The sequence below is a fragment of the Cardinium endosymbiont of Philonthus spinipes genome (genome assembly GCF_964030745.1).
Taxonomy (GTDB): Bacteria; Bacteroidota; Bacteroidia; order Cytophagales; family Amoebophilaceae; genus Cardinium.
The window spans coordinates 972079-986588 of sequence record NZ_OZ034918.1 but is presented as its reverse complement, the minus strand read 5'-3'; the positions used below and the strand labels follow the sequence as shown (position 1 = coordinate 986588).

Here is a 14510-nt window from a genome sequence, read left to right as displayed (position 1 = left end):
GGGATGCGCATGCTACTTTTATGGAAACCATATATTAAAATGAATATCGTTAAACGCATCACGAAAGCAAGGCAGCAGATTCATCTTATGGCTATACATAATTTTTTTACACAACACACCTCTTGGTTTTTTTTTCAAAAAGTACTATTATATAGAAGCTCAACAAGCAATTTAAACCTTTTAAAGGATAAGATATAAAAAGATCAAAGATATTACCCATATAAATAACCCACAAATAAGAAGATATGTTCTTAAACATTGGTACCATGTGTACAGTATTGTTGTTATTCCTCAATTGTAACTGCCTACGGTTAGGAAAAAAAGAGGAAACAAGAAAGGTTCCAGTAGTGCCAATAGCACCATCGACTTCCCCTTATAAAGGTGCTAACGCGCCGCCGCTTCCTTCTACACAAGTTGCCCTCCCTCCTACTTATGAAAAAGCTATCGAACCACCTCCTTCTTATGAAGAAGCCATGGCAGACCAAAACTACCCTTAGCAAAAATAAAGGAACCAATCAACGCAGTTGCCTACACATGTAAAGGCAGATTTTCCACCTTTAAGCATAGGTTTGCAGTGATTTTTTAACCAGCCCATCTATAGCTATATAAAGGCATTAAAGCAAAAAAATATTGATCATGAGTATCTTTTAAAAAAGAGAAAAAATGATTATATTTAGAGTCTGTTTGCTAAGGTGCCTATATTAAATTATTAAAAAAAAAGTATCTTCCATCATGTCTTTACAAAGGATACTATATGTTGCAAGTGAAATATCTCCTTTTTTGGAGACCTCTCTTGTATCAAATTGTGTACGCAAGCTACCTGAAGCCATGCAAAGCAAACAGATTGATGTACGGATTGTAGTGCCTAAGTTTGGTACCATTAACGACCGTATGAATAGGTTACACGAAGTATTGCGTTTGTCAGGCTCTATTGTTTCCATAAATGATGCAGACCATTCTATTTCTGTAAAAGTAAGTACCATACCCAGCACACGGCTACAGGTTTATTTTGTAGACAACGATGATCTATTTGGGCGCAGGAGGTCGGTTTTTGAAGACCACAACAATAATTTTTTTGAAGACAACGACCTGCGTATGATTTTTTTCTGCACAGGTGTAATGGAAACGCTTAAAAAATTAGAGTGGGAAGCAGACATTGTACATTGTCATGATTGGATAACTGGTCTTATACCTATTTTTTGGAGGAAGCTCTATCAGGACCATCCACTGTTTAGAAAAGCCAAGTTGGTTTTTACCATTTATAATAATGCCTTTTCGCATCATTTTCCTTGTCTGGCAGAAAAAATAGTAAAGGCAGGAATTGCCCAAGAAGATGTAGTATGGTTAACCCCTGGTGGTTTTCGCAACATCATTCAGCTTGCTATGGACCATTCGGATCTGGTATTACGCGGCGAACCACTTGATGCAGTTGAGTTCGAAGATTTATTCAAAGAAAACGAGCTGCCATGGGTTGAAAACGACGATCAATATCACGAAGGATACTGGGCCGTTTACAACCGACTGCTCTCTGCTACATAACGGATCCGCATATTACTTACTGGCCCCACTACACAAATCGTATCTATTCGCGCCTGTGGCTGGGTCCCCTTATCTCCTTCGATAAAAAGTCTGGCCCGATAGTAAATAGCTGAATCGATATCTTTTTCAGCGGGAAAATCGTGAACTCAGCCCGCAAGCGGGCTTCAAACAGACGATTTTCTAATCCGCTGAAAAAGATATCGCTCAGGTGTTCGTGTTTTACTAGAGCGCCATTTTTTTATCGAAGGAGACGCGGCGGCTGGTAATGGATTAGCCACTTGCTTTTTCAGCCAAACGTAGCCATAGTGATGCATGGATACCATTTTTCTATCGGCGGACATAAGCTGGAGTGGTGTATCCATTCACGCCTGTGGCTGGGCCCCTTATCTCCTTCGATAAAAAGTCTGGCCCGATAGTAAATAGATGAATCGATATGTTTTTTAGCGGGAAAATCGTAAACTCAGCCCGCAAGCGGGCTTCAAACAGACGATTTTCTAATCCGCTAAAAAACATATCGCTCAGCTGTTAGTGTTTTACTAGAGCGCCATTTTTTATCGAAGGAGACGCCGGACGGGTACTTGGTCAACTATTTGCTTTTTCAGAAAAACGTAATCACAGTGATGAATGGATACTCACGAAAAGCTAGAAAAAACGTATTTTCTGCCACAGTGGTGAATAGATGCATTTGTTATTCTGAATAAAACGTTAAATAGTTTACTAATGTTCTTTAAAAAGTTAGTATTGGACTGGTCAAGATTTTGCCTGAAAGAAGTATAGAAAGACCCGAATCTCTAGCCTAAATAGACTACAAGAAATATCACTTAATCCTTAACTTGACGCATATGGTTTAGTGAACACTTCCGATTCAGCAATGGAATAATCTCCTAGCCACTCTTTCATTCTAACAATAATGAACCGAGAGGCTAAATAAAATCTAAGTGGACTACCTAGACTTAGTATTAACATATATAATCCTTGATAGTAATAACCGGTTAGTTGAGTATGTAAAAAATTCCCTCCATATATGGTAGTATACTGGACTGAATAATTCGGACAAAAATTTTTCACTTTATTTTCGTATCTGTTCAACACTATGGCCATAGTGATAAAATGCCCCTGTAAAAAGTTTCGAAATAGAAGCCACCCCTTGCAGATGATTGGGAAAAACAGATTCCTTTGAAGCCCGCGTAGCGGGCGACTTCTGTTTTTCCATCTGTAAGGGGTGGGTTCCGGAACTTTTTGCCGAGGGCTTGATTTTTTGTCCACTTTTTTATCAAGAAAAAAGTGGAATACAATTCATTATTAACCAGTGACGTGAATAGATACGGAGTGGTAGTTGGGTTTTATGCAGTTGGCATGGTAAGCATGCTGCTTGCTGCTTTTAATGCAGCTGATATACCTGCAGGATTATTGCCTTTTGCAGTGGCAAAAAAAGGTTGACCGCCTCCCTTGCCTCCAATAAGCGGCGCAATGGATTGCATCATCTCATGGGCGTTGTATTGTTCTAATCGCTCTGATACCATCAACATCAGGTGGGCCTGCTGTTCAAAGGTAGTAGCCAACAGTATAACTATTTTTTTATATTGGTTTTTATAGTGCCTTGCAATCTGTTGCAGTGCATGGGGATGGGGCAACTCCACAGCTTGTACCACCAGATAAACATCACCAACCTGTTCCAATTGGAGTGCCTTCGTGGCCTCTTCTATAGCTCTGGCCTGGTAGGCCATTAATTGCTTCTGTAGCTGTTTTTTTTCATGGACCAGCTTGTCTACTGCCTGCACCAAATCTTTAGGCTGTTTGAGTAATGCAGCTATACTGGTTAAAGTAGTAGATTGTTGGGTTACAAACTGGTGGGCACTACTAGCCGTTAACGCTTCTATTCTGCGTATGCCGCTACCTATAGCGGTTTCATGGATGATCTTAAAAAAACCAATTTGTCCTGTAAAAGGCAAATGGGTACCCCCACAAAGCTCTATAGAGTAAGCTGGGTCAAAAGTAATCACCCGTACTGCCGCACCATATTTTTCACCAAATAGCGCCGCTGCACCCATCGCTTTGGCTGCTTCGAGTGGCACATCACGTTGTTCTATACAGGCAATATTTTCCCTAACCTTTTGATTGACAATAGCTTCCACCGCTTCTATTTGTGCAACAGACAACTTAGTAGGATGGGCAAAATCAAATCGCAATAGGCTTGGTGTTACCAAAGAACCCTTTTGGACCACATGGTCCCCAATCACCTGTTTTAAAGCAGCCTGAAGCAGATGTGTGGCAGTATGGTTAGCCGTTGCCAAAGTACGTTTGACCGGATCCACACGCGCCTCTATAGGCGCTTTCAGATCAGCAGGCAACCGTTGAACGGTATGCACGATTAGCCCATGTTCTTTTTGTACATCTGACACCTCAATGGCCTGGTCACCAGATAGATCCGAAAGAGGTCTAATTATCCCTGCATCCGCTACTTGCCCTCCCCCTTCTGGATAAAAAGGAGTTGCTTCCAATACCAATTGGTAAGCAGTTCCCTGTTTGTTGGTAATGGTGCGCCATTGTACAATAGAGGTGGTTACAACCAATTGATCATAGCCTACAAAACGGGGTTGAACCGCTGTGTTGACCAGTTGCCAATCTCCTTGGCTGACGGCAGCATCTTTTTGAGAGCGTCTTTTTTGTTCTTGGAGTGCCTCTTGGAACCCCACTTCATCTATCATGAGTCCCTTCTCTTTAGCCATCAATAGGGTAAGGTCTAAAGGAAAGCCATAGGTATCATAGAGTTCAAAGGCTACACGGCCATCTATGACTCCTTGATGGATCTTACTTGGGTCAAGCTGATTAAAGAGCTGCAACCCAGTAGCCAATGTCTTTAAAAAAGCAGTTTCTTCAGCTTGAATGCATTGTGCAATATAGTGTTGTTGCGCAGTCAGATTTGGATAGACTCCTTCCATTTGTGCCACCAAGACAGGAACCAATTGGTGCATAAAAGGGGTTTGTATGGCCAAATGGCTATATCCATAGCGAATGGCCCTACGTAAAATACGGCGTATCACATAACCCGCTTTGACATTCCCAGGGGCTTGTCCATCCGCAATGGCAAAGGCTACTGCGCGGAGGTGGTCGGCGATCACGCGCATGGCTATTGAATTCGGAAGAGGTCTATTAGCTTCATTTTGGTCGTAGGCTTTACCAGAAATCTCTTCTATTTTTGCTATCAGGGGCGTAAAAATATCGGTGTCATAGTTGGATGTTTTGCCTTGCAATACCATTGCCAACCGTTCAAAGCCCATACCGGTATCGATATGTTTATGCGGCAGGTCAACCAATTTACCAGAAGCCTGTCGGTTGTATTGCATAAATACTAGGTTCCAGATTTCTATGACCTGGGGGTGGTCTTTGTTTACCAATTGGGCAGCCGGTAGCGCTTCGCGTTCGGCATCCGAACGAATATCTATATGGATCTCAGAAGAAGGCCCACAAGGCCCCTGTTCACCCATTTCCCAGAAATTATCTTTCTTGCCACAGGAAAGGATATGGGTTGCAGGAAGGTATTTTGTCCAAATAGCCGCAGCTTCATTGTCTTGTTCCAAGCCATCCTGCTGATCCCCTCCAAATATGGTCACATAGATACGCTCCTTAGGCAGCTGATAGACCTCTGTGAGCAATTCCCATGCCCAGGCTATGGCCTCTTCTTTAAAATAGTCCCCAAAGGACCAATTGCCCAACATTTCAAAGAAAGTATGGTGGTAGGTATCCACCCCCACCTCTTCCAGGTCATTGTGTTTACCAGATACACGCAAACAAGGCTGTACGGTAACCACACGCGGCGTAGCAATCGGTTGATTGCCTAGAATGATATCCTTAAAGGGATTCATACCCGCATTCACAAAAAGCAAAGAAGGATCCTCTTTGCCTACAATAGGCACTCTGGGTTGATGCCCGTGCCCTTTTTGTATAAAAAACTGGAGAAATTTTTCTCTTATAAGTTTGGATTGCATTGATAACTTACGGGAAATAAGGGCTTGATTGTGGAAATAGCTATATGATCACCATATAGGATAGAATGGCTGCTTGAGTCAGATCCATCTTGCTTACAAGTCATAGAGCGCAGCCTCGAGACTCACTAAAATAGAAGCAACCAATAAGGTTAGAAACCTAGTTGTATCATTTAATACAATTTACAAAAGAATAATATCTTATTGTGTTTAGCTTAATATAAAAAAAATGGGAGCCAGCAAAAGCTAGCCCCCATTTTGGAACACTTAATCTAAAAAGATAGAATAAAAACCAAAAGATTTTACTTCCCTTCTTTATTATGATAATTTTTCCTTACTTCATCAAGATTTGAATAATAAGCTTCAGAAAGCCCCTGTACATCAGGGAGCTCAGCTATATAATTTACTTTCTGATTAAGAGGTCTCTCAATAAGAGGTTCCACACGAGCTGCAATAACACCTTTAAGTGCTTTGCAATCACTTATGAAACATTGACGAACTTGCTCAATTTGAAAACCTGTAGCAGCCTTTTCAAGGTCGTGATAAGAAACAGAAGCACTATTATTCTTTATCTTTAGTTGCTCATCAAATTTATGAATAGCTGCGGCGATCAATTTAGTATTTTGAGTAGGAGCATAGGTCCCTGATTTAGATACCAGAATTGCATAGCTTGATGCCGCTTGAATGAAGGCAGTTACATTATCTACAATATTTTTTGCTGATCCATCGCTAGTATCAGTAAGGAATGATGCTGATTGGATATTCTTAGCAAGGCCAATGCAGACTCGCTGCTCAAAAGTCAAATCTGCCCCTAGTGCTTGTGAATTCTGATCCAGCTTCGCCAATTCGCCAATTTTTTGCAACAATTGAGCTGGGCTTCCAGTAGTTATTTGATTGCTCGAGAAAACACTCAAAATATTCTCCAACAACTGCACGGATTGACTACTTTGACCCAGTGTTCCTGGCTTACCCTGAACTACAACTGCTCCAGTTGAATCCTTTACATCCTGTGTTGCTGGTACAGCGCCGAAGCCACTATTTGCTGGCTTATCAGGGAATATACCATTTAGTAGGTTATCCTCAAGGCGACTAACATCAGGAATAACAAATAACTCTTTTAGTTCATTATTCGAATTAATATGTTTACCCAAACAATCAGCAAAATAACCTAACTCTTTCTGAGATGCATCTATCCAATACTGGTATTTTTCATTATCGGTAGTAACCTTTACAGTGTCGTCTGCGTGAGAAGAAGGTTCTAGGAGAACGCAATCTCCCTTCGAATTCCCCTTAAAAATCGAAAAGAAAAGCTGACCAAAACTTATATTCTCTTTCACTATAGCAGCTTGTGAGTTAAATCCAGAGTTATTAGTAGGGGTAGCAATCGTTTCAAAGCAGTCATTTGGTACAATATCCGTATCGGTACCAGCAACATGCTTGAACTTTTGCTTCAATACATTATCAGCACCATTCATGTGATTAGCAATAGCGACAACTGGAAGCATAGTATCTTGATTCTCACCACCTTCTACTTTCCATGTTAGTATAGCAGCCCCTCTTTTATTTAAAACATCACCTGCACGAGCATTGTCTAGATCCGGTTTAGGAAACTCTTCTGGTTTAAACTTAACCCACAACTTGGATAATGTCGGCTTGTTGAATAAGATAGGAACTTCAGGATAAGAACTGCCTTGTCTACTTCTACCATTCAACAACCTAACAAATCTAGGACCTTTAAGGAGTTCATGTTTTTTTGTTGGATTATCTGCAAATTCTTTAGAAGACACAAAAATTTCATTTGCACTTTTCATTAATGCATCGACTTTTTCGATTAAAAAACTCAAGCTATCCTGTGGCATACAACTGGTAATTTTTTTCACCATATCCGAATAAATACCATGTAGCCCCCCCCAGTGTACAGGAATTTCTCGGATAGACAGAGCATATGCATAAGGATATTTAGCATAGGCCTTCTTCTTAACAAGCTCCTGTAGAGCAGCAAAAGCACTCTTCAAGCCCTTAGGATAAGCCAATGCGGCAACATTCTCATCATGGAGACTAATCAATAGACCCTTAGCTTTTTCAGCCATCTCCTTATTATCCTTGCCTTTAAAGTCAACTAGATCATAAGACAATGGTTTTTTCTCACCTGCTAAGTGACTTAAACCTGAACAATTGATAAGGGCCCTTTTAAACGCTTGAACTGCCTCTGCAAGATGCGAACTAAGCTTTTGACCAGTATTATCAGCTTCCTCTTGTTTGCCTGCAGGCTTAGAAGTATCACCTTCTAACATACTCGGATCGTCCTTAACCCCAGAGTCAGGGTCACCACTCTTACATTTACCAGCAGTAAACAATGCTCCAGCCAAGAGCAGGCTGGATAAAGAAGGAATTTTATCTCCAATTTTTTTATAAACCATTTTTACTCAATTTATTGATTAAGAAACTACTTATTAAGTTAACTATTTTTAACCGTTAAAACACTTAACGATACACTGCTACAATGGGCTTTTACACAAAAATAACATATAACCAAACACCATCCAAATATACCACCTTAGCTGCAGTTACCTACACACCTATTGGTAGCTTTGTAGGAAGCCTTTAAATTTGCTACAATAATAACATAAAAAAAAATAACATGCAACTATTTATTACATTTTTTGTTTTAAATAATGGGCGGTATGGTTCCCATCTTCTTGGATCAATGCCTCTGGCGTGCCGGTAAATACGACTTTACCGCCTTGCTTGCCCCCATCAGGGCCCATATCAATAAGCCAATCTGCACTTTTCATTACATCGGTATTGTGTTCAATAACGACTACGGTATGGCCTTGATGGATTAAAGCATGCATCGCCTTTAACAACTGCGCTACGTCATGCATATGGAGCCCAGTAGTGGGCTCATCAAATATAAACAATATGGATTGATCTGCCAGCTCTTTTTCTAAATAATAGGCCAACTTAAGCCGCTGCCCCTCTCCGCCACTTAATGAACTGGAAGATTGACCCAATTGTATATAGCCCAATCCTACTTGTTGCAATACCTTTAACTTATGTAAAATAACAGGATGGCCGCGAAAAAATACCAACGCCTCGTCTACAGTCATGCTGAGTACTTGGGCTATGTTCTTGCCAGAATAGGTGACATCGGCTATCTCTGCCTTAAAGCGGCTTCCCTTGCAGCCTTCACAGGGCAGATAAATATCTGCCATAAACTGCATTTCTATCTTGCACTGACCCTCACCGCGACAAATGGGACATTGGCCTTTTTCTGAGTTAAAAGAAAAGTGACCGGTCTGGTAATGGCGGGAACGGGCTAGATCGGTTTGGGCAAAAAGCTCTCGAATAGGATCATAAATGGCTAAATAGGTGGCTGGATTGGAACGGGAAGATTTTCCTAACGGGTTTTGATGGACCAGCTCTACGGCGCAAATACAACTGAGGTCACCCTCGAGCAGCGTAGCGGCAGCAACGGGTAACCCTAAAACGGCTGAGGGCTTGGTCAACTGTTGCACCAAGGCGGGATAAAAGACTTCTTTGATTAAAGTGGACTTGCCGGATCCGCTGACTCCTGTGACAACAGTTAATACATTGAGCGGAATGGTAACGGAAACTTGCTGGAGGTTGTGGAGGCTAGCTTCTTTAATACGCAAACTATGGCGCCAAGAACGTCTGCGGTTGGGCCATGCAACGGAAGCGGTGCCATTAAGATATTGTGCTGTATGGGTAGTAGTTCGCAACAATGATGGAAAGGTTCCCTGAAAGACCAATCTACCACCACCAGCACCTGCTTGGGGCCCTATCTCAATAAGTAAATCAGCAGCACGCATGACCAATTCTTCATGCTCTACAACAATAACGGTATTGCCCTGGTTTTTTAAATCTAAGAGGAGCTGCACCAATCGATCGGTATCACGGGGATGGAGCCCAATGGTAGGTTCATCCAAAATATAAATGGTGCCAAAAAGGGGGCTCCCTAAGGCAGTGGCCAATTTAATCCGTTGATGCTCACCGCCAGATAAGGTGGTAACAGGCCTACTAAGGGTTAAATAGCCCAATCCTACCTGGACCAGGTAACGAAGCCTGTTTTTAATTTCTACTAGAATTCTTTGGGCAATAGCTGCCTGCCGGGCTGTAAGGGATAATTGATCAAAAAAAGGAATGAGATCCTGAATGGGCATCAACAATAGGTCAATGATAGAATGGTGGTCTATTTTAATATAATGGGCATCTGAACGCACACGGCTGCCCCGACAAGCAGGACATGGGGTTTTACCCCGGTAACGGGATAGCAAAACCCGATATTGTATTTTATCAGTTTGACTGGCGCAAAAATCAAAAAATCGATCAATGCCTATAAAATCGCCACTGCCCTGCCATAAAAGTTTTTGCTGGTCGGGAGTCAAGCTACTATAGGGGACATCAATGGGGAAATGAAAGGTTTTATGTGCAGCCAAAAGAGGGGCCAACCACCTAGACATAGTAGGTCCATTCCAAGGGGCTATAGCGCCTTCTATTATAGAAAGTGCTGGATTGGGTACTACTTTATGGGGATCTATGCCAATCAGCTTGCCTAACCCTGAACAGGCTTTACAAGCACCATGGGGGGTATTAAAACTAAAAAAAGAAACGGTAGGCAAGGCAAACTGCATGCCATCTAGCTCAAATCGATCTGAAAAAGACTGCTGGCCTAACCCAACCAGCTCTACAACAGCATGGCCCATCCCTTCAAAAAAGGCTACTTGAACAGAATCGGCTATTCTATATTGGTTGTCCCGGTCTTCTTTTTTTACTATAATGCGGTCTACCAATCCATAAATAGGCTGGTCTAAGGACAACACTGCTTTGCCGGCTAATAGCTCCTCGATATAAAAGAGAACGCCGCCCTGCATGACTCTGGTAAACCCTTTGCCCTGCTCAACTTTTAACTTCTGTCTTAAAGCCTCTTGATCGGCTACTGTTATGGGATAAAGGATCAATGTCTTAGTGCCATCCGCCTGTTGTTGAATGTAATCCACTACATCAGAAACGCTATGTTTTGTTACTTGTTGCCCACTGATCGGAGAATAGGTGGTACCGATGCGGGCATAGAGCAGATGGAGATAGTCACAAAGCTCTGTGAGCGTACCTACCGTAGAGCGGGGATTTTTGTTGGCAACATTTTGCTGAATGGCAATAGCTGGAGAAAGGCCTTGAATAGAATCGACCGCGGGCTTTTCCATTTTACCTAGAAACTGCCGCGCATAGGCGCTGACACTCTCTATATACATACGCTGGGCTTCTACAAAAAGGGTATCTAAAATCAAAGAAGACTTTCCAGAACCAGATAACCCAGTCACTACTACCAGCTGATTGCGTGGAATGGCTACATTGATGTTTTTAAGGTTGTGCATTTTAGCACCCCTTATAATAATAAAATCTTTGGGATTGAGGCTATCTAAGTTTAAAAAGTGCATGAATGTTATCTCCTACTATTTTTTTAGTGCATCCCTTATCTCTATCAAAAGCTTTTCAGTAACGGTAGGAACTTCAGCTTTTGCCTCTGATTTTTTCAGTCTATGTATGAGCCGTATCATGGCAAATATGATCAAGCTAATTACTAAAAAGTTGAGCACAGCTGCAACAAAATGGCCAATTTTAATACCAGGACCAATTTGTATGGATTGCCAATTCCGCTCGGTTATCAATAATGGATTGATCATAGGCATAACCAAATCTTCTACTATAGAAGTAACAATCTTACCAAATGCACCACCCATAATAACCCCTACAGATAAATCTACTACATTGCCCCTCATAGCAAATTTTTTAAATTCTTTTATAAAGCTCATGACCCGATTACAATTAGTGTGATTATGTCACTTTCAACCAACTAGATGGAATATAGTGGTATTGCATCATAGATACAACATTAGACCTTTTTCAAAACCCATTTCATAATAGCCATGCTGGTATCGAAGCTGGTCTATGCTCACTTAAATCATAAACTAGACATATTCTTTTTCCAAAAGTGTAAGATAGGGTTGAAAGCGATAGATTTTATTCCTTTTATACACGGTTTCTTCCACTAGAATACCCAATGCGACAAATGGCTTAAATATATTACTGATTGTGTTGTATGCTTTATCTGTAGCTTGGCTCATTTCAACAATCGTAGTAATAGGTTGTATAAACAAAAAGTTTAAAACAGTAGCTGCTGTTTCTCTGATTTTTACAAATCTTGCATCTTGTTGAATAGTCTTTTGTAAGCTGATTTCCAATTGCTCTATTGCCTTGGCTCTTGTATAGCCATCTCTGGCACTATCTCTTATAGCTTTTAAATAAAAGACCATCCAACCTTCAAAATCACCAGCTGTTCGCACTCGATCTAACTTTTGGTAGTAGTCCAAATGGTATTTTTTAAAATAATAGGAAGGATAGAGAATAGGTAAATGTAGGAGATCTTGATCCATTAACATCAATACAATCAATAATCTTCCTATTCGTCCATTTCCATCTAAAAAGGGGTGAATCATTTCAAATTGTACATGAACCAACCCTGCTTTAATAAGCGCTGGTATGCCATCGACTTCATGGATATACGCTTCTAACGCAGCCATAAGATTGGGCACTTCTGAGGCAATTGGTGGAATCAGACTGCCAACCTGTACTGCTTGCTTACGGTAGCAACCTGGAGCAGCTTTATCTCCCTCTCCGTTGGAGAGCAGCAGCCTATGTGCAGCCAAAATAACCCGAGTAGCCAACGGGAACCCTTCCTTGGTTAACATCGTTAATGCCTTATCCAAAGCTTTGGTATAGTTCAGCACAAGTTGAACATTCTTGTCTGGCTGTGATGGATTTAAAGAATGGGTTAAGACATCTATAAATGTAGTATGAATCCCCTCAATAGCAGAAGACAAGAGTGCCTCCTTGATGACATAAGCTTTTATAAATCGATTGATATCGGGCAAACGCTGACTCATTTCATTGAGTTGCCCTAAGGCAAAACTAGCCTCCCCATATAACACCATGATAGCTGCATCAAATGTTAGGGGCGGATCTTTAGGTGGCAATGGATGGGGCATAAAATAATCTAGGCCGCCCAATGACTGATATATACCTATTGTGCGCATGATCTTTGTTGCTTGGGTAATTTGGCTAAATAACTTATTCAGTATAGAGCGGTATCTTGAAATAAATGGTGCAAAATAATGAATTTATTTCAGCTTAACCTGCTATTTTGAAATATGGGTAGTCCATATACCTCCCCGTGTATGACTGGCGATAAGAGATTGGGCGCGCAGTAAAGGTATTGAACGTGCACTCAATGGCGCGGGCTTAAGAGATAAATATTATTGACTATTAAATAGAACAGCATTTTTTACATGGAGTATTGGTATACGCAGCACTTATGGCCACCGATAAAAGATTTGGCGCGCAGTAAAGGCAATGAAACAATCTATTGTTCAGCGGGAAAAACAGAACTTGCCCACTTCGTGGGCTGCAAACAGGCTGTTTTTCTAATCCGCTGAACAATAGATTGTTTAAAGACTTCCGCTTTACTGAAGCGCCGCATTCCTTTATCGGCGGCCACAATAGCTTTTCTTATCATTACCAGCCCCGCGTCTCCTTCGATAAAAAATGGCGCTCTAGTAAAACGCTAACAGTTGAGCGATATCTTTTTCAGCGGATTAGAAAATCGTCTGTTTGAAGCCCGCTTGCGGGCTGAGTTCACGATTTTCCCGCTGAAAAAGATATCGATTCAGCTATTTACTATCGGGCCAGACTTTTTATCGAAGGAGATAAGGGGCACAGACACAAGCGTGAATAGATACTTATAATCAGGTAAAAATAAGACAAATTCCTTAAGTTAACGCCATTGAACGTGCACTTACTAGCAATTGCCTTTTATAAAATTTTTAACTATTGTTGAAACATAATAGTCAAAAATAAAAAATGAAAAGTCGCATACAATATTTCTATAAAGCCACCTTATTGTGTCTCGTAACATGTATGGGAGCTAGGTGTGCAGTTGGCACTAATCATATTGATAAGCAGCAGGATGCACAAAGTGAAACTCATAGTAACGAAGAGAAGCTACAGGAACTACAATCAACAATCGTAGAGTGTTTCAAAGAAAAAGAAGATCAGCAGTGGCGTCAAGTAGCAGAGAAGTTTTTCGAAAGCAATAAAGAGTTTTTAATAGAACTATATAATAAGTGCAATCAGAAGCGCAACGAGCGGCGGCAAGCTGATGATTCATATGTTAACAACATAGAAGAACCGGTTAAATGCCAAGTTAAACTAGTTGAGATACTTTGGCAATATTTTGCTAAGTGGATACGACAACCAGGAAGCTTAGAGGGATTTCCAGAGGAAATGCAAGAAGATCTCCTAACAATATTTCCTCTGGAAATGCCAGAGAAAGACCGTGAAGAAGTGCGTAAGAAGGCCAAAAAGACAATGCTAAACAAAGCCATAGACAGAATGATGAAAAAAATTCAATAGAAAATCGATCCGAACTACACGTCAGCCAGGCTGACTTTCTGATCAACATAGAATCAATTAGAACATATGGATTTACTCCTCCCACTCTTCCTGGCTATATTGAGCAGTTAACATAATCACTCCAGCCTGCTTATGAAGCAGGTCATAAGTAGCGTAAGCCGCTACAACCGATTTCTCTGAAAAGGCAACACCGCATTCCACTACTTCATCTATATAAGGGTAATTCAATAACTCCATATGGTAGGCTTGGGCTTGAATTTGTTGTAGTGCAAGCTTTGCTACATTCTTCCCCCAAAAGCACTTTCTCTATTGGAGCGTATGTAGTATCGATCACTGATGCTAGCTAACATAGCTAAGACAAAACCATCGAATTATTGTATCTATTCATGCCTCTGGCTGGCCGCCTTATCTCCTTCGATAAAAAGTCTGGCCCGATAGTAAATAGCTGAATCGATATATTTTTCAGCGGGAAAATCGTGAACTCAGCCCGCAAGC

The 14510-nt window shown here is 41.1% G+C and carries 11 protein-coding genes; 3 read left to right on the top strand and 8 right to left on the bottom strand.

Features of this window, described 5'->3' with window-relative positions; genetic code table 11:
• Window positions 1-245 precede the first annotated feature (245 nt).
• Together AAHM81_RS04160 and AAHM81_RS04155 are read left to right on the top strand one after the other, a co-directional pair.
• Window positions 246-497 (top strand): hypothetical protein, encoded by a 252-nt coding sequence (locus AAHM81_RS04160; RefSeq protein WP_342265242.1) that lies wholly within the window; start codon window positions 246-248, stop codon window positions 495-497.
• 235 nt (window positions 498-732) lie between these two features.
• Window positions 733-1539, top strand: coding sequence for a glycogen/starch synthase (locus AAHM81_RS04155; protein ID WP_342265241.1), 807 nt, complete (start codon window positions 733-735; stop codon window positions 1537-1539).
• Between the two features lie 164 nt (window positions 1540-1703).
• Here AAHM81_RS04155 and AAHM81_RS04150 read toward each other — a convergent pair whose 3' ends face one another.
• The 7 genes from AAHM81_RS04150 to AAHM81_RS04120 all read right to left on the bottom strand — a co-directional run bounded on the left by AAHM81_RS04150 (window position 1704) and on the right by AAHM81_RS04120 (window position 12640).
• The gene (locus AAHM81_RS04150; RefSeq protein WP_342265240.1) at window positions 1704-1880 is read right to left on the bottom strand and encodes a hypothetical protein; all 177 of its coding nucleotides are present in this window, start codon (window positions 1878-1880) and stop codon (window positions 1704-1706) included.
• A 728-nt stretch (window positions 1881-2608) separates the two neighbouring features.
• A complete protein-coding gene (locus AAHM81_RS04145; RefSeq protein WP_342265057.1) occupies window positions 2609-2752 on the bottom strand; it encodes a hypothetical protein in 144 nt (47 codons plus the stop codon).
• Between the two features lie 130 nt (window positions 2753-2882).
• Window positions 2883-5528, bottom strand: a complete 2646-nt coding sequence (gene alaS / locus AAHM81_RS04140; protein ID WP_342265239.1) for an alanine--tRNA ligase — start codon at window positions 5526-5528, stop codon at window positions 2883-2885.
• A gap of 299 nt (window positions 5529-5827) precedes the next feature.
• Complete coding sequence (locus AAHM81_RS04135; RefSeq protein ID WP_342265238.1) at window positions 5828-7945, bottom strand: hypothetical protein; 2118 nt, start codon at window positions 7943-7945, stop codon at window positions 5828-5830.
• A gap of 234 nt (window positions 7946-8179) precedes the next feature.
• Window positions 8180-10921 (bottom strand): excinuclease ABC subunit UvrA, encoded by a 2742-nt coding sequence (gene uvrA / locus AAHM81_RS04130; RefSeq protein WP_342265237.1) that lies wholly within the window; start codon window positions 10919-10921, stop codon window positions 8180-8182.
• A gap of 78 nt (window positions 10922-10999) precedes the next feature.
• Window positions 11000-11359, bottom strand: a complete 360-nt coding sequence (gene mscL, locus AAHM81_RS04125) for a large conductance mechanosensitive channel protein MscL (protein WP_342265236.1) — start codon at window positions 11357-11359, stop codon at window positions 11000-11002.
• Window positions 11360-11515: 156 nt separating this feature from the next.
• Window positions 11516-12640, bottom strand: a complete 1125-nt coding sequence (locus tag AAHM81_RS04120; RefSeq protein WP_342265235.1) for a Fic family protein — start codon at window positions 12638-12640, stop codon at window positions 11516-11518.
• Window positions 12641-13520: 880 nt separating this feature from the next.
• Between AAHM81_RS04120 and AAHM81_RS04115 the strand changes: the two genes are divergently transcribed.
• On the top strand, window positions 13521-14015 hold the full coding sequence (locus AAHM81_RS04115; protein ID WP_342265234.1) for a hypothetical protein: 495 nt from the start codon (window positions 13521-13523) through the stop codon (window positions 14013-14015).
• Between the two features lie 72 nt (window positions 14016-14087).
• On the opposite strand, the gene AAHM81_RS04110 is transcribed toward AAHM81_RS04115, so the two are convergent.
• A complete protein-coding gene (locus AAHM81_RS04110; RefSeq protein ID WP_342265233.1) occupies window positions 14088-14252 on the bottom strand; it encodes a hypothetical protein in 165 nt (54 codons plus the stop codon).
• Window positions 14253-14510: the final 258 nt, after the last annotated feature.